The 16,063-nt window shown below is 53.9% G+C and carries 19 protein-coding genes and 1 pseudogene; 10 read left to right on the plus strand and 10 right to left on the minus strand.

What is annotated here, in order from left to right:
• Positions 1 to 52: 52 nt before the first annotated feature.
• Positions 53 to 511 (plus strand): annotated as a pseudogene (locus tag HB779_RS15050) (MaoC family dehydratase); the annotation flags it as partial.
• On the plus strand, positions 511 to 1,380 hold the full coding sequence (locus HB779_RS15055) for a CoA ester lyase (protein ID WP_188343127.1): 870 nt from the start codon (positions 511 to 513) through the stop codon (positions 1,378 to 1,380). The pseudogene HB779_RS15050 and the gene HB779_RS15055, both read left to right, overlap by 1 nt.
• A gap of 198 nt (positions 1,381 to 1,578) precedes the next feature.
• On the opposite strand, the gene HB779_RS15060 is transcribed toward HB779_RS15055, so the two are convergent.
• Positions 1,579 to 2,184, minus strand: coding sequence for a flavin reductase family protein (locus HB779_RS15060; protein ID WP_188343128.1), 606 nt, complete (start codon positions 2,182 to 2,184; stop codon positions 1,579 to 1,581).
• 6 nt (positions 2,185 to 2,190) lie between these two features.
• Positions 2,191 to 2,772 (minus strand): nitroreductase, encoded by a 582-nt coding sequence (locus HB779_RS15065; RefSeq protein ID WP_188343129.1) that lies wholly within the window; start codon positions 2,770 to 2,772, stop codon positions 2,191 to 2,193.
• A gap of 134 nt (positions 2,773 to 2,906) precedes the next feature.
• On the opposite strand from HB779_RS15065, the gene HB779_RS15070 reads away from it, so the two are divergent.
• Positions 2,907 to 3,935 carry a hypothetical protein gene (locus tag HB779_RS15070; RefSeq protein WP_244642376.1) on the plus strand — a complete coding sequence of 343 codons (1,029 nt, stop codon included), beginning with the start codon at positions 2,907 to 2,909 and terminating at the stop codon, positions 3,933 to 3,935.
• Between the two features lie 6 nt (positions 3,936 to 3,941).
• On the opposite strand, the gene HB779_RS15075 is transcribed toward HB779_RS15070, so the two are convergent.
• The 4 genes from HB779_RS15075 to HB779_RS15090 all read right to left on the minus strand — a co-directional run bounded on the left by HB779_RS15075 (position 3,942) and on the right by HB779_RS15090 (position 7,964).
• Positions 3,942 to 4,763, minus strand: coding sequence for a lysophospholipid acyltransferase family protein (locus tag HB779_RS15075; protein ID WP_188343130.1), 822 nt, complete (start codon positions 4,761 to 4,763; stop codon positions 3,942 to 3,944).
• A gap of 97 nt (positions 4,764 to 4,860) precedes the next feature.
• Complete coding sequence (gene thrS / locus HB779_RS15080; protein WP_188343131.1) at positions 4,861 to 6,843, minus strand: threonine--tRNA ligase; 1,983 nt, start codon at positions 6,841 to 6,843, stop codon at positions 4,861 to 4,863.
• 305 nt (positions 6,844 to 7,148) lie between these two features.
• A complete protein-coding gene (gene yidD, locus HB779_RS15085) occupies positions 7,149 to 7,511 on the minus strand; it encodes a membrane protein insertion efficiency factor YidD (RefSeq protein WP_188343132.1) in 363 nt (120 codons plus the stop codon).
• A 6-nt stretch (positions 7,512 to 7,517) separates the two neighbouring features.
• Positions 7,518 to 7,964: an iron-sulfur cluster assembly scaffold protein gene (locus HB779_RS15090; RefSeq protein ID WP_188343133.1), complete on the minus strand. Its 447-nt coding sequence runs from the start codon at positions 7,962 to 7,964 to the stop codon at positions 7,518 to 7,520.
• A gap of 273 nt (positions 7,965 to 8,237) precedes the next feature.
• On the opposite strand from HB779_RS15090, the gene folE reads away from it, so the two are divergent.
• The 3 genes from folE to HB779_RS15105 all read left to right on the plus strand — a co-directional run bounded on the left by folE (position 8,238) and on the right by HB779_RS15105 (position 10,428).
• Complete coding sequence (gene folE / locus HB779_RS15095) at positions 8,238 to 8,864, plus strand: GTP cyclohydrolase I FolE (RefSeq protein ID WP_188343134.1); 627 nt, start codon at positions 8,238 to 8,240, stop codon at positions 8,862 to 8,864.
• Positions 8,865 to 8,891: 27 nt separating this feature from the next.
• The gene (gene hisI / locus HB779_RS15100) at positions 8,892 to 9,311 is read left to right on the plus strand and encodes a phosphoribosyl-AMP cyclohydrolase (protein ID WP_188343135.1); all 420 of its coding nucleotides are present in this window, start codon (positions 8,892 to 8,894) and stop codon (positions 9,309 to 9,311) included.
• A 214-nt stretch (positions 9,312 to 9,525) separates the two neighbouring features.
• Positions 9,526 to 10,428, plus strand: a complete 903-nt coding sequence (locus tag HB779_RS15105; RefSeq protein ID WP_244642661.1) for a patatin family protein — start codon at positions 9,526 to 9,528, stop codon at positions 10,426 to 10,428.
• 23 nt (positions 10,429 to 10,451) lie between these two features.
• Here the strand turns inward: HB779_RS15105 and HB779_RS15110 are convergent, their stop codons facing one another.
• The gene (locus HB779_RS15110) at positions 10,452 to 10,883 is read right to left on the minus strand and encodes a CBS domain-containing protein (protein ID WP_188343137.1); all 432 of its coding nucleotides are present in this window, start codon (positions 10,881 to 10,883) and stop codon (positions 10,452 to 10,454) included.
• A 125-nt stretch (positions 10,884 to 11,008) separates the two neighbouring features.
• Entirely contained in the window at positions 11,009 to 11,731 is a 723-nt protein-coding gene (locus HB779_RS15115; protein ID WP_188343138.1) for a rhomboid family intramembrane serine protease, read from the minus strand.
• A 290-nt stretch (positions 11,732 to 12,021) separates the two neighbouring features.
• On the opposite strand from HB779_RS15115, the gene HB779_RS15120 reads away from it, so the two are divergent.
• From HB779_RS15120 to HB779_RS15130, 3 genes are all read left to right on the plus strand, one after another.
• A complete protein-coding gene (locus tag HB779_RS15120) occupies positions 12,022 to 12,651 on the plus strand; it encodes a PAS domain-containing protein (RefSeq protein WP_188343139.1) in 630 nt (209 codons plus the stop codon).
• A 106-nt stretch (positions 12,652 to 12,757) separates the two neighbouring features.
• Positions 12,758 to 13,366: a PilZ domain-containing protein gene (locus HB779_RS15125; RefSeq protein ID WP_188343140.1), complete on the plus strand. Its 609-nt coding sequence runs from the start codon at positions 12,758 to 12,760 to the stop codon at positions 13,364 to 13,366.
• Between the two features lie 299 nt (positions 13,367 to 13,665).
• Positions 13,666 to 14,274 carry a transglutaminase-like cysteine peptidase gene (locus tag HB779_RS15130; protein ID WP_188343141.1) on the plus strand — a complete coding sequence of 203 codons (609 nt, stop codon included), beginning with the start codon at positions 13,666 to 13,668 and terminating at the stop codon, positions 14,272 to 14,274.
• Positions 14,275 to 14,349: 75 nt separating this feature from the next.
• On the opposite strand, the gene HB779_RS15135 is transcribed toward HB779_RS15130, so the two are convergent.
• On the minus strand, positions 14,350 to 14,877 hold the full coding sequence (locus tag HB779_RS15135; protein ID WP_188343142.1) for a gamma carbonic anhydrase family protein: 528 nt from the start codon (positions 14,875 to 14,877) through the stop codon (positions 14,350 to 14,352).
• A gap of 136 nt (positions 14,878 to 15,013) precedes the next feature.
• On the opposite strand from HB779_RS15135, the gene HB779_RS15140 reads away from it, so the two are divergent.
• Complete coding sequence (locus HB779_RS15140) at positions 15,014 to 15,739, plus strand: hypothetical protein (protein WP_188343143.1); 726 nt, start codon at positions 15,014 to 15,016, stop codon at positions 15,737 to 15,739.
• A gap of 44 nt (positions 15,740 to 15,783) precedes the next feature.
• On the opposite strand, the gene HB779_RS15145 is transcribed toward HB779_RS15140, so the two are convergent.
• Positions 15,784 to 15,990: a DUF3126 family protein gene (locus tag HB779_RS15145; protein WP_182550925.1), complete on the minus strand. Its 207-nt coding sequence runs from the start codon at positions 15,988 to 15,990 to the stop codon at positions 15,784 to 15,786.
• Positions 15,991 to 16,063: the final 73 nt, after the last annotated feature.

Consider the following 16,063-nt stretch of genomic DNA (forward strand, 5'->3'; position numbering starts at 1 on the left):
CCGGTGAACCCGCCCTAGTCTTTGGCAAAAAACACAGGATCAGGAGACGCGAGATATGGCCGGATTGTATCTGGAAGAATTTGAGGTCGGGCATGTCTTCAACCACTCCTTACGCAAGACAATCACCGAAAGCGACAACATGCTGTTCTCGGTCATGACCTTGAATACGCAGCCGCTCCATATCGATTTCGACTTTGCCAGCAAGACAGAATGGGGCAAGCCTTTGGTCAATTCGCTGTTCACGCTCGGCTTGATGATCGGCATTTCGGTCAACGACACCACCATCGGCACAACTATTGCCAATCTTGGCATGACCGATGTCACCTTCCCCTCGCCGCTGTTTCATGGCGATACGGTACGGGTTGAAACAACGGTTATTTCAACGCGGCCATCCAAATCAAAGCCGGATCGCGGCATCGTCGAGTTCGAGCATCGTGCGTTCAATCAGAACGGCGTTCTGGTCGCCAAATGCACCCGTCAGGCGATGATGAAATCGAAGGCTGCCGCCTGATGCGTTCACTCCTGTTTGTACCCGGTGATTCGGAAAAGAAGCTTGAAAAAGGTTTGACCAGTGGCGCGGACGTGCTGCTGATCGACCTTGAAGATTCGGTGAGCGCTGAACGCAAAGATGCTGCCCGGCAAATTGCCGCCGAATTTTTGAGAGCGAATCAAGGCCAGAAGTCGCCGCGGCTGTTCGTGCGTATCAACGATCTGGCGAGCGGTTTGGCGGACGCTGATCTTGATGCCGTTATGCCAGCACTTCCCCATGGCATTCTTCTGCCGAAATCCAACAGCGGCAAAGATGTCACGCGCCTCTCCGCCAAGCTGAATGTTCACGAAGCGCATGCGGATGTTGCTGAAGGTACGACACAGATACTGGCGATCATCACCGAAACAGCGCTGGGCACTCTCTCGACGGCAACCTATCCGGATGCATCATCGCGGCTCATCGGTCTTAGCTGGGGTGCGGAAGACCTTTCGGCTGTCATAGGTGCCCGCGCCGTGCGGGATGAGACTGGTCGATATACGGATGTGTTCAGGCTTGCCCGAGCGCTCACCATTCTTGGCGCTTCGGCAGCCGATGTCGCCGCCATCGACACGGTCTATATCAACTATAAGGACGATGCGGGCCTCGCCCGCGAGTGTGCCGAAGCAGAGCGCGACGGCTTTACAGCCAAGCTGGCTATCCATCCGGCTCAGGTACCGGTTATCAATGCAGTGTTCACACCATCGGCGGATGCTGTTCACCATGCGCAGAAGATCATCGATGCTTTCGCGAGCGATCCATCCTCCGGGGTCATCGGCATAGATGGCCAGATGTTCGACCGCCCGCATTTGCGCCGGGCGGAACGATTGATTGGGCGGGTCAGGGGTTCCTGAACTATCGAGGTGCAATTACCCCCCTCTGTCCTGTCGGGCATCTCCCCCACAAGGGGGGAGATCAGCCTTCATTGCGGCCTCGATGAGTTCTGAGATATCACAAAGTAAGCGATAAAATTGATGTCGATGTGATCTCCCCCCTTGTGGGGGAGATGTCCGACAGGACAGAGGGGGGTGCTTACTACAACACTAACAATCTCACCCTTCCCATTTGGGCCGGAACATCTGGAACGTTTCTGACACGGAAGCAAAATCCATATAGCCAAGCCGGGAGACCGGCTGGGCTTTGGTCATATCAACAAGCCCGTCTGTGAGAATTGCTTCATTGATATGCACGCCGATGACCTCGCCCGTCACCATAATGGCCTGCACCGGATTGCCGTTGCGATCCTTCGGATGCTGAATATCGGTCACAACACATTCGAATGAAGCATAAGCTTCGGCCACGCGCGGGGCACTGATGAGATTGCAATCGGCAGCGCGAAGCCCCGCATAGTCAAACTCGCTGACACCGCGCGGTGCATCGACCGACGATTTGTTCATCGCGACAGACAGGTTGGCGCTGACCAGATTGGTGGCAAACTCGCCTGTCTCTTCGATAAATGACACGCTGTCCTTGCGCCCCTCCGATGAAAACATGATCAGACATGGCTTGGTGCTGATCATGTTGAAGAAGGAGTAAGGCGCCAGGTTGATCCTGCCATTCCCCGATCGGCTTGATATCCAGCCAATCGGGCGCGGTGCAACGATTGCCTTCAGCGGATCATGCGGCAGGCCGTGACCATCCTCATACCTGTAAAACATGGCGGCTCAGCCCTTCCACGGCCCTGTATATTCGGACAGGATATCCGTAATTTCAGGACGTGGCCGCTCGGGTACGCGTGTCGGGCATGTGCCGATATGGACAAAGCCGGCCACCCGCTCGTGAGGAGCAAGACCTAGCAGAGCCCGGCCCTTTTCATCGGATGAATACCAGTTGGTGATCCAGTTGGTGGCATAGCCAAGCCCATTGGCCGCCAGAACGAGATTCATAGCGGCTGCCCCCGAAGACAAAAACTGCTCCCATTCCGGGATGTGGTGTTCGACTTTCGAGAAGATGACACCGATGACAAGCGGAGCGCGGGCAAAGCGTTTGAGTTCCTGCTCGCGCCGTTGCTCGGTCAGCGGACCTTCCCGCTGTTCGGCCAGATCGGCCAAGTATTTGCCAACTTCGACCTGTGCATCGCCCCGGTAAAGCACAAACCGCCACGGCGTCAGACGGCCATGATCCGGCACACGCGACGCGATTCGGATCATCGTTTGAATTTCTGTATCGCTGGGACCCGGAAGGCCAATTGCCGATATTGGGGTTGAACAACGCTGCGACAAGAATTCGATAATGGGAGAAGGCATAGAATTATCCATGGAATAGCTGACCAAGTCCTTTTTCATTTGGGCGGACAATGTCCCGGTTTCATCGGGTGTGTAAAGTCACGTTCATACGAAAAAGCCTTGAAATTGCCACCGGCTTCGGGTCAAACCGTTTCATGGGCGTATTTTTTCATCAATCGGCGCGTGGACGCTTGATCAGCTGTAAGCCATTGCTTGCCGGGCTGGTTGCAAGCCTGTTTGCCACCGGTGCCTTTGCACAGGTGCTAGCGCCGGATATGGGCACGCCCGATGCCGATTTACCGGTGCTGCCCAACATCAATCAATATGCCAATCCAAAGGCGCCCGCGAACAATCCGATCGCCAACGAGCCGGAATTAATCCTGTCGGCCAAGCTCGCTGAAAACGGCGAAAACATCGGGCGCGGACTTGTCTGGCGGGTGTTTTCGCCTGAACCTGATGCCGACGGCAAATTGCAATTGCTGGCGACATCCAAGGGCGGCACGACATCATTCAACCTTGCTCCCGGGAGCTACCTTGTCCACGTGGCATTCGGGCGTGCAGGGGCTACAAAACGTGTAACCATGACCCGGGTCAAGCGCAATGAAACGATGATTCTCGATGCGGGCGGGGTCAAACTCAATGCTGTATTGTCCGGTGGCGGACGCATTCCGCAGGACCAGTTGCGATTCTCGATCTATGAAGACCATGAAGATGCCAGCGGCGAGCGCGCGTTGATCATCCCCGACGTCAAGCCGGAGAGCGTCGTACGACTGAATGCGGGGACCTATCAGATCGTTTCCAACTACGGCACAGCGAACGCCGTTATCCGCGCCGATATCCGTGTCGAAGCAGGCAAGATCACCGAAGCCAATGTGGAGCACCGCGCCGCACAGCTGACCATGAAACTGGTCCGTGAAACCGGCGGCGAAGCCCTCGCCGACACGGCATGGTCGGTGCTGACCACATCCGGGGACATCGTGCGGGAAAGCGTTGGAGCGTTTGCATCGATTGTTCTGGCGGAAGGCGAATACATCATCATCGCCAAGAACAAGGACAAGATTTATCAGCGCGATTTCAAAGTGGTTGCCGGGCGCAATCAGGACGTCGAACTTATTGCAACCAATGGTGCAAGTGCCACCACGACGGCAAATCAGCCCGCAGGCGGCGAAGAGCCGCTCGATTAAACCTGCTCAGTGTTTCTTGGCTGGGTCGAGCGAAAACACCGCGCCATACATGTAATCCAGCAGGTTTTTGCGATCCACCAAAGGCGCCAGTTCTGACCAGTCCATCGTCCGGCCGATACGCACATTGATGGCTTTGCCCGAGAGTTTGCGAAACTCCCGGATCAGCAGCGAAATGCGCAGGGTCATCGAGACTTTGCTGGCTAGGTGGAAAAACCGGCCATTCTGCCCGCTGAAATAAACAGGAATGACGGATGCTTTCGCCTGCTGCACCAGTTTTGCCGGGAAAATCTTCCAAGGCAGATCTTCGGCCCGGCCAAAACCCTTGCGGGCGGTCGCAACGCCACCCGCAGGGAAAACCACGATCGTCACGCCTTCTTTGAGCAAACGAACCGCTTCGTGCCGGGTTGCCATGTTCATCGCCACTGCCTCTTTCGTTTCATCGAAACAGACAGGCAGCGCATAGGGGCGGATCTCAGGCACCTTCATCAGATCATTGTTGATGAGAACCCGGAACGGCCGTCCAAGCTGCTCAGCCAATGCCAACGCGGCGATGCCGTCGCCAATGCCGAAAGGATGGTTGGCGACGATGACCAGCGGTGTATCGGGCAATTGCTGGGGCGGCCATTGATCCTGAACATCCAACTTGATGTTGATCAGATCCATCATCCGGCAAAACACATCGATTCCCACCGGCACGATATCGGTACGCCACGCATTATAGAGCCTGACATAATGATCGCGCCCGGATAGGCCCTCAATGGAACGGATCAGCCATTGCGTTACGCGTGACTGGGTATCATTGGCATAAGAGAGTTCTCTGAACTGCACGTTTGCATCCCGGCGAATAATGAAGCGGCTGATTATTTGCGCAACTCCATGACAGCGTGATGAATTTCATCGCGCTGTCATAAAGCTATTTACAGGATTATTCTGCGGCTGCGCGCAACAGGTCCGGCGGCGTTGCTTCCGTGCCGAGCTGCTTGATCGCATCGTCAAGGCTAAGCGAAACCTGATTCTGAGAACCAAGACGGCGCATATTAACCGTTCGCTCTTCCGCTTCACGCATGCCGCAGACGAGAATGACCGGAACTTTCTGCAAGGAATGCTCGCGCACCTTGTAGTTGATCTTCTCGTTGCGGAAGTCGGTGATAACTTGAAGACCGGCGGCTTTCAGTTCCTTGGCAACCTGCTTGCCATACTCGTCGGCTTCCGTTGTGATGGTTGCAACCACAACCTGCACCGGCGCAAACCATAGGGGCAAATGACCGGCAAAGTTTTCGATCAGGATGCCGAGGAACCGCTCCATCGAACCGCAAATGGCGCGATGGATCATGACAGGCTGCTTCTTCTCCGATGTTGAGTCGATATAGAAGGCACCGAAGCGTTCCGGTAGATTGAAGTCCACCTGCGTCGTGCCGCATTGCCACTCGCGGCCGATGGCGTCTTTCAACGTGTACTCGAACTTGGGGCCATAGAAGGCACCCTCGCCCGGCAGAATACCGGTTTTGATGTCGCTCGATTGCTGCTTGATCTGCTCCAGAACACCCATCATGACCTCTTCGGCGCGATCCCAGAGTTCATCCGAGCCCACGCGCTTCTCCGGGCGCGTGGAAAGCTTGATGGTGATCTCGTTAAAGCCGAAATCCTTGTAAACCGAAAGGATCAGATCGTTGATACGCAGGCATTCAGCCGCCATCTGCTCATCCGTGCAAAAGACGTGCGCATCATCCTGCGTAAACCCGCGCACCCGCATCAAACCATGCAAGGCACCTGAAGGTTCATAGCGATGGACATTGCCGAATTCCGCAAGCCGCACTGGCAGATCGCGATAAGACTTCAATCCATGCTTGAATATCTGCACGTGGCCGGGACAGTTCATCGGCTTGAGTGCAAATACGCGCTCGTCGTCGGTCTCGTCACCGGCAACAGTCACCTTGAACATGTTGTCGCGATACCAGCCCCAATGGCCTGATGTCTCCCACAGGGATTTGTCGAGCACCTGTGGCGCGTTGACCTCCTGATAGACGCCATCGAGCCGGCGGCGCATATAGCTCACCAGCGTCTGGAACATGCGCCAGCCCTTGGCATGCCAGAAGACAACGCCGGGACCCTCTTCCTGAAAATGAAACAGATCCATTTCGCGGCCAAGTTTGCGGTGATCGCGCTTTTCTGCTTCTTCCAGAACATGCAGATAGGACTGCAATTCAGCATCCGTCGCGAATGCTGTACCGTAAATGCGGCTGAGCATCGGATTGTTGCTGTCGCCACGCCAGTAGGCACCGGCAACCTTCATCAGCTTGAACGCGTTGCCGACCTGACCTGTTGAAGCCATATGCGGGCCGCGGCACAGATCATACCAGTCGCCCTGCGAATAAATCTTCAGGTCCTGACCTTCCGCAATCGCATCAACCAGCTCGACTTTGTAAGCTTCACCCTTGTCGGCAAAAACTTTGCGAGCCTTTTCGCGCGACCAGATTTCCTTTGTGAACGGCTTGTTGCGGGCAATGATCTCCCGCATCTTCTCCTCGATAACCGGCAGGTCATCGGGCGTGAATGGCTCATTCTTGGCGAAATCGTAATAGAATCCGTTCTCGATCACCGGACCGATGGTGACCTGCGTTCCCGGAAACAATTCCTGCACAGCTTCGGCCAGAACGTGGGCACAATCGTGCCGGATCAGCTCGAGCGCGCGTGGATCGTCGCGGGTCAGGATTTCAATATTGCCGGAATTCTGCAGCGGATCGGACAGATCACGTACAGTGCCATCCACCGCATAGGCAACAGCTTTCTTGGCAAGTGATTTGGAAATTGTTTCTGCAAGTTCCGCGCCGGTAATGGCAGCGTCATATTCGCGCTTCGAGCCATCGGGAAATTGCATGGATACAGTTTTGGAAACTGTTTGTGACATCAGATTGCTCCTATCCAGTCCCGCCAACAATCGCGGGTGGTGTCGTATGACCGGAACTGCTCCGGCGAGCGGACTTTTATTCATAAGTTTGTCCGCCGTAAAGTGGGCGTTGGTGAAATGCGAATTTTCGCTGCTGCACATCTGTTGTGCGTGGTTCGACAAGCTCGCCATGAGGGTGATTGTTGGCTGCAGTACCAATGACCAGTGTAACAGAATAAAGCGCTTTGCAGTCTTCGCTCCCCCTCATGGTGAGCTTCCTGAGCTTGTCGAAGGGCGAACCACGCACACTCGATATGCCACATATGTCAGTGTGGTTTGCTGATGCCCCAATACCGCCAAGGCGTATACCAGACAAAGCGCTTGTCCAGATTGGTCGGCACCGGATCATGACCATGCGTTCCGCCTGGGCCACAACGGACAAACCGGAAAAGCCCCATCCATCCGCCCGCCCACAATCCATAGCGGGCAACGGATTCATAGGCATATTCGGAACAAGTCGGCAAATGTCTGCAGGAATTGCCGATAAATCCGGACAGGGTCAGCTGGTAAAACCTTACAAGACCTGTCCCAAGCAGGCGCCCTGGCGTTTTACGCCACGGCCCACCCCAATTGCGGGAATATCTTTTTGGAGTCTTGGGCGCTTCATCATGCGCCGTGCCATCACACATCAGCGTTTAAGCCGCAGCTTCCGCGTTTTTCTTTTCGATTTGATCGAGACAGTCCACCACCGCTTCAAATGTCAGCATGGTGGAATTGTGCCGGGCCTTATAATCCCGCACGGGTTCGAGAAACTTCAAATCTTCAAAACGCCCCTCCGGTGGAGCGCCATTTTCCTTGAGCATTTTGAACATTGCATCGCGAACCTCGCGCAATTCCTGTGCAGTTGCCCCGATGACATGCCGCGCCATGATCGACGACGATGCCTGACCCAGCGCACATGCTTTCACATCGTGCGCAAAATCGGTAACCACTCCACTGTCCATTTTCAGATCGACAATAACCGTGGAGCCGCACAATTTCGAATGCGCCTTCGCTGATGCATCGGGGTGATCCAGACGCCCGAGACGTTGAATATTCCCGGCAAATTCCAGGATACGTGTATTATAGACGTCATTGATCATAACGAGCTTCCGCACTGAAACGAACCACAGCGCAATCAGACCATTGTCTAGCGCTTTAGCTCTATGAATCCCGAATTCACTCTCTATATAGTATGTGAGCGGACGAGCACAAAGCACCATGGCGTAAATTCTGCGTCAATGATATCAGTGTTCGCCTAGGCAAAAGCCTTCGGGTTATGCCGGCTTCAATACATCGCGTATTCGTTATGGAACGACTATCGTGTATTGCCGTTTAACTCGTCGCTCCTTTGAGAGCGGCTACGGGAGATCGCGATGGATGCGGTAATTAAAAGTTTGCAGTCAACGACTGTCAATCAGAACAATCCACGACGTCCAACACAGGAAGAAGCGGAAGCTGCTGTGCGCACGCTCTTGCTTTGGGCCGGTGACAATCCAGACCGAGAAGGTCTGTTGGATACGCCCCAGCGTGTCGCCAAATCCTACAAGGAATTGTTCTCGGGCTACGATGAAGACCCTGCAGAAGTTCTCGGCCGGACTTTCGAAGAAATCGCCGGTTACGATGATATTGTGTTCATCAAAGACATCCCCTTCTTCTCGCATTGTGAACATCACATGGTTCCTATCATCGGCAAGGCACATGTCGCCTATCTGCCCGATGGCGAGAAAGTCGTTGGTCTTTCGAAGATCGCGCGTGTTGTTCATATCTATGCCCGCCGCCTGCAGACGCAGGAAAGCATGACGGCCCAGATTGCCAATGCGATCCAGAATTCGCTGCGCCCGCGCGGTGTTGCCATCATGATCGAAGCCGAACATATGTGCATGTCCATGCGGGGTATTCGCGTATCCGGTTCAACGACGACGACAACCACCTTCACTGGTGCGTTCAAAAGCGACGTTGACGAACAGGTTCGCTTCATGACACTCCTCAAGGGCCGTTAAGCCCATCGACTTCAAGAATTGGCATTCATGAGCAACGGTTATTTTTCATCACCTCTCGGCGATAAACACGAGAATGAAGAAGGCGCGGTGTTTGCACCGCGTTTTGACGCTTCAGGTCTTGTGACAACCATCGTTACCGATGCTCATGACGGCCATCTCTTGATGGTCGCACATATGAATGCGGAAGCTCTGCGCCTGACCCTGGAAACGGGCATAGCCCACTATTGGTCCCGTTCGCGGCAGTCGCTTTGGAAAAAAGGCGAAACGTCTGGAAATTTGCAAACCGTCGTTGAGATGCGCACAGATTGCGATCAGGACGCCCTTTGGCTCAAAGTGACAGTGGCTGGCGATGGACCCACCTGCCATACCGGCCGCAGGTCATGTTTTTACCGTCAAGTCGTCACCGAAAATGACGGGACCCATCTGGTCATCGCACCTGCGGCGTGACAACGCCGCGTCTGTCGCGCTGTGATTTGGATGCCTGCATATTCCTTGGTTGGCTAAATGGTCATAATTCCGCAATATTCATCCTTTCGATACCAAAGTGAGGGGATAATGAACGGATACGACTTTAGGAGTATAAGCCATGCTCGATTGGGCATCGCGACGGCGACGTGCGGCAGAACCCATCGGCATCACTGACAGATCAGATGTCCCTGTGATGACCCCGCCCCCACATGTTGAGAAAAGAGCCCCTATCGCGCTGGCGCTGGGCGGTGGTGCGGCGCGTGGCTGGGCGCACATTGGTGTCCTGCGCGCGCTTGACGAGGCCGGCATCGAAATATCCATGATTGCGGGCACATCAATCGGTGCCCTTGTTGGCGGCTGTTATCTCGGCGGCAAACTGGATCAACTGGAGGAATTCGCGCGCGGTCTCACCAAGCGCGGCATTTTCAGCATGCTGGACCTGCGTTTTGGCGGGAATGGCCTTTTCGGTGGAATGAAGCTTGATCGCCGCCTGCGGGACCATCTCGAAGAGCTGGCGATCGAGAATCTGCCGAAACCCTTCGTCGCTGTGTGTACTGAAATCAATACGGGACACGAAATCTGGTTGACGCGAGGCAGTTTGATCACGGCGATGCGCGCATCCTATGCCCTGCCCGGCGTATTTGAACCCGTTGAATGCAATGGCCGTTTGTTGGTCGATGGTGCGCTGGTTAATCCCGTACCCGTGTCCGTTTGCCGGTCCTACGAACAAGCGCTGGTCGTTGCAGTGAATCTGCATTACGACCAGTTTGGCCGCGCCGCAGTTGTCAAACATTCGGCCGAACCGCCCCATTCATCGGAAGCGGAACAGCCGGACGCATCTGGCTTGCATTTCCGTGCTGCCCGCTCGAAGCGACTTGGTATTACCGGCGTCATGATGGAATCGTTCAACATCATTCAGGACCGGATTTCCCGCGCGCGCATGGCTGGCGATCCACCTGATATCGCACTTCTACCGAAAATCGGGCATGTGGGGCTTGCCGAGTTTCATCGTGCCGATGAGGCGATCAAACTCGGCTATGAGGAAACGATGGCCCGGATTGGAGAGCTCGAGCGCATGCAGAAGGTCGTCTTTTAAACGACCATGTCAGGGCAACTGCTTCAAGCAGTTGCTATATAGCTGCGAATTTCCTGGGACTCCCGTTCGACTTCTTCAATACGAAGCTTCACGACGTCGCCAATTGACACGATACCGTACAATCTCCCGTCTTTTTCGACGGGCAAATGGCGGAAGCGGCCACGTGTCATCATTTCCATGACCTGATTGACCGTATGCATTTCCGAGCAGACGCTCACTTTAATGGTCATGATTTCGGAAATGGGTCTCCATAAGGCATCACCACCATCAGCAGCAATTGCGCGAACAACATCACGTTCGGAGAGAATACCTTTGATGGCTTTCTTGTCATCGACAACAACAATCGCGCCGATTTTATGTTTTGCGAGTGCGGCGACTGCATCGCCAAGAGTTGTTTCAGGTGCAGCGCTGAAAACGTCGTAGCCTTTGCGTTCCAGAATCAATTTGACTGTCATGTACGTCCTCCTTGCACATTAGCCTACTGAACTCCTGATCGCGGAAATCCTCCATTCCCTCGATCAGTACAACATGGTGCGCGTATGTTGCATCCAATGCAACAGGTTTGCAATTATTCCACAAATCAGCGCGCGTTGGTGACGGGATCGTTGCGGTCGAATAAGGCAATGCCCAGAAAACCGATGAGGAAACCGCCGATATGGGCCTCCCAGGCGATTGTTGCCGCATCGCCCGGAACAACCGCGAAAAGACCCGTTGCGATATTTGTGATGAACCAGACCGCAACAAAGACCAGAACAGTGCGCGTACGCAACGCGACGCCAATCGGCAGGAGAGGACCGGTAAACGCAGCAGAATTGCGTTGTGTCGAGCGGCGAAAGCCAAAGCGTGCAGCCGCGCCCATCATGCCCGATATGGCACCGGATGCGCCGACCAGTGGGATCGGGCTTGCGGGGTAGATGGCGAAATGCATCATGACGGCGGCAATGGCCGTAACCACCCAGAACAAAGCTGTACGCAATGGACCAATACGCGCCGCAAGCGGCGAACCAAACGCAGCAAGCCAGATCATATTCAGCGCTATGTGGGCAAAACTGCCATGCATGAAAGAATATGTCAGTGTGGTGAGCCATGCTGACGGCGAATAAAATCCGCCAAACTGTGAAAACCGTGCGGGAATGAACGCATAATCCAGCAGGAAATTACTATCCTGCGCATCCGTCAGAACATAATTTTCCAGAACAAATACAGCAACGCAAATCGCAAAGATTGCAAGGATCACACCCGGTATATTGAAGACGGGCTCGCGTGACGGCGGGGCATTGTGGACGTTTGTAGGCTCAGTCATTCTTCCTGCCACTGGTTCTTTAAAACCTGTGCTTAGCAGCAAACACTCCAAACAAAAATAAGGCCGCTCAATAAACTGAACGGCCTCAATCTGGATAGTCAACATGAACTCTACTCACCTCTCTTGTCTCACAGAGAGGCCCGCCACTCAATCTAAACCATTTGTTAACCTTAATCAGTCCCTGCGGTGGACGCTCTCATATGATTAATGGCGCTCAGAGTGTGCCGGTGCCAATGTCCGCTCGGCATGACCAACCCTGTCGATGGTCTTTAGAAAAACGGAAGCACCATATGCGGCACGATGGAACGAGCGAGATTTTTGCCTATTGGAATAATCTGCGCGGAACGCGCGCTGCGCCCGAACGGCGGGAGATATCGCCTGCCCTCATCCGCTCGCGGCTGTCGGACATCTTCCTTCTAAGGGCAAATGGTGTTGCGGAAGCACGATTCCGGCTGGCAGGAACACGTATCTGTTCGATTTATGGACGTGAACTCAAAGGCCAGACATTCACCTCGATCTGGCAGGCCAAGGACAAACCCATCATTGCGCGGATCGTATCAAGCAGCCTGACAACCAAAACGGTTGTGCGATCGACCTATGAGGGCAAAAGCAGCCGCGGACGCAAGACGCTTTTCAATCTGATCCTGTTACCTCTGGCAAATGAGGTGAATGAACGCCACCTTCTCGGAATGATCACCAATGCCGGAAAACCATTCTGGCTGGAATCCGACGCCATTATCGAAAACAGCCTCCGCTCGATTTCCATGGGTGATCCGCACAGCTCAACCCCGACGACGATTGGCAGCGCCCTGCTCGAAGCTCATAAAAGCCCCATACCGAATAATCCGCAGCCAGTTCCCGGCACCAGCCGGCGCGTCGGGCATCTTATGGTTTTCGATGGCGGAAAAATTATCGACTAGGTTAGTAGATACTTAGGAGATAGCCATACCCGTTACATCACCGTTAAGACTTGTGGCATAATCTGGATGGATCGACAGCCAATTTCAGCCTTCCGGAACCAACTTCATGCACCTGAACCGTGACGACTCAACTCAGCCAGCCGTTGCCATGGGAAAGTACCATCGTGTGAAGGTGGAGCTTTACGGGCGCTTCATGCTGGAAGATCGAACCGAACATGTGTGCCAGATTGGTGAAATGTCGCCAGGCGATGTCCTTTTTGCCACAGAAGCTGCGGCAAGCATGGGCGAGCGCGTTATCGCCTATATCGATCATATTGGCCGGGTGGAAGGTACAGTCGAGAAGCTGGTAAGCGGAGGCTTCCTGCTCTCGCTTGTCGCGTCTGATCGCAAGAAGAACAAGATTGCAGCCCAGCTGACATGGCTCGCCAACAAGCACGAACTGGACATGCCGGAGGATCGGCGCCATCAGCGCATTGCGCCGCGCAATCCAATCTCCATGCTTGGCATGTCGGATGGCCGGGAATATCCATGCCGGATCATCGATCTGTCGATATCGGGCGCAGCAGTAGAGATTCGCATGCGCCCTGCCCTGAACAGCCAGGTTGTGCTCGGCTCAATGCGCGGGCGCGTTGTGCGGCATTTTGAAGAAGGGATCGCAATTGAATTTGCGACTGTCCAAAGCCGCGAAACAATCGAGATCGCTTTTCAAAATTAGCGGTTGATCGTTACCTGCTGTGTTGGTTACCAAATTCATTCACTTGAGAAGTGGGCAATTCGGCGGGTATTAAGCCACTTTAAAGCACACTTTACTCAATAAAACTGAATTTTAACCGGGATATACACACTGAACCACCTCGATAACTTGTTTTAAATAAATTGGTAATATTCAATAATACTTTACGAATGCCAAATCGTTTATTTTCTACTACTTACTTCAATCAGATTTACTGATTCAGATTTCCGCTCGATCAAGTTCTGTCTGCCAATCTCATCCTCAACCGGGGAGACGACGGTATGATAAAAAGCATAATTCTTGCGGGCACAACTCTTCTGCTCATGGCAATGGCGGCACAGGCCGGTCCGGCACTTTCAACCACTGTCATGAAAACGGACGGGCGTACATCACAGCCTATAGGTCACTACGATTTTTGTCAGACCTATCAGGACGAGTGCCGCATCAGAAGCATCAGCGACACACCTGTCACCCTTACGTCTAAGGTTTGGGCGCAGATGGTTGAGGTCAACACAAAGGTCAACACCGATATAAAGCCGGAAACAGATATGGAAATCTGGGGCAAGGCTGAAGTGTGGTCCTATCCGACAACCGTCGGCGACTGCGAAGACTACGTTCTGCTCAAGCGCAAAATCCTGATGGAACGCGGCATACCCGTCAACTCACTGCTTATCACCGTCGTCCGGCAGATGAATGGCGAAGGCCATGCCGTCCTCACCGTGCGCACAGATCGTGGCGACTACATTCTCGATAATCTGGAAGCACGGATCAAGCCATGGAACGACACGCGTTACGACTACTTGAAGCGTCAATCAACCCATAATACCGGCGCTTGGGTTTCCATTACGGATGACCGGCAGGTTCTGGTAGGCAGCATCGAGACACAGTAAGTTCCGGCTGAAAGTTTCTCGCCTCGATAAGGCCAGTCCTGCAAAGGGGCTGGCCTTATGTGTTAAGGCCGGGGGTCAAGCGAGCTCCATGCCACGCATGTAACGCTTGCCGTTCTCGACATAATGAGCAGCCGAAAGCCGTAGCTGCGCAATCGCGGCCTCGTCCAGCGTTCGTATGACGCGTGCCGGAGATCCGACAATCAGCGAATTATCGGGAAACTCCTTGCGCTCCGTTACAAGGGCACCTGCTCCAACGAGTGAATTTCTGCCAATTTTGGCGCCATTGAGAATGATTGCGCCAATGCCGATCAACGTATTCTCGCCGATCGTGCAACCGTGGAGCATAGCCCGGTGGCCGATGGTGCAACCTTCACCAATCGTCAAGGGGTAACCCATATCCGTGTGCATCACGGTGTGTTCCTGAACATTGGTATCACGGCCGATGTGAATCAGCTCATTGTCGCCGCGCAGAACAGACCCGAACCAGATCCCTGCATTCTCGCCGAGGAAAACCTTGCCGATCAGGGTTGCATCAGGGGCAATCCAATTTGATTTGCGATGTTCAAATGCGGGCGCATGGCCATCGAGCGTGAATATGGGCATAAATCCTCCGGAGATTCTTTGCGTCAGCTTAGCGAACCGGTGAAGGTTTGCGAACAAAAGCTTCACACCCAATTAACCATAATTCAGCACTTGGCGCCTAATGTAACCCTATCCATAGCAACAGGGTTCGGTACTGATGCAGGCTTCGACACAGCGCGTAGAACCAATCACAGGTTGCCACCTGTTGCAGCGTGCGTTCTATTGCGTTGTCGCACTGGCTATCATCTCAATTGGGCTCGTACTTGCCGGGCGGTATTTCGGCCATACAATCTCGCTTGGCGGTCATACCGAAGAGACGACATTGCATGAAGTCGTCATTGGCAACAGTATCCTTGAATTACCTGCCAATGCGATCCGCTTCCGAAGCCAAAGGCGCGATGGCGTCGCCGAACGTGTTGATCTTTATCTGCACTGGCCGGACATGCAAGGGTATCAGCCCGTGTTCATTGGAGATTTCAACGGATCCGGCGATAAGAAGACATTGTTGTTTCTCACCTTTGAGCCACGCGCGACATCCCGCGATATGTCCGGACGCTATGGCCCGATCTACAGCACACTGACCGATGGTCCTGGCAAAAAAGGCCCATCCGGGCTCACCGTTCAGAACTTTCGGTCAACCAGCGGTTTTGTGAATGAAGAACTGGTCGTCGCACCTGAAAATACAGGCCGTGTGCCGTTTGTGGCGCGTTGCCTGGATGAGGCAACCTCCAAATCCAATCTGGCATCCTGCCAGCGGGATATTTTTATCGGTGAGGATTTGCAGCTGACATACCGTTTTCCACGCGAGTTGCTCGCCGATTGGCAATCAGTGGATCAAAAGGTTCGGGCCTATGCCGATGGACATCTTAAAACTCTGAAGTGACGCCAGCAATGCAGGCGGCACTTCCATCTCTCGGAATTGATCCGTCAGAGATCCATATCGAGAATGGCCATGGAGAAGTTGTAAGACAACTCGCCTTCATCCTCGTCCTTGTAAATCAAACCGAGAAATTCATCGCCAAGATAGAGTTCAGCTGAGTCGTCCTTACGCGGACGCGCTTTAACCGTGAGTTCCGTGTTTCCGAATGTGCGCTTGAAGTAGCTGTCGAGTTTTTTCAGTTCTTCGGGTTTCACGCGGTTTCTCCTGTCGAATAGATAATCTGGAAGCGGGCTTGTGGCATGCAGCCGTCAGCCCTGTAAAGGGCTG

This window comes from Phyllobacterium sp. 628 (genome assembly GCF_014189505.1).
Taxonomy (GTDB): domain Bacteria; phylum Pseudomonadota; class Alphaproteobacteria; order Rhizobiales; family Rhizobiaceae; genus Phyllobacterium.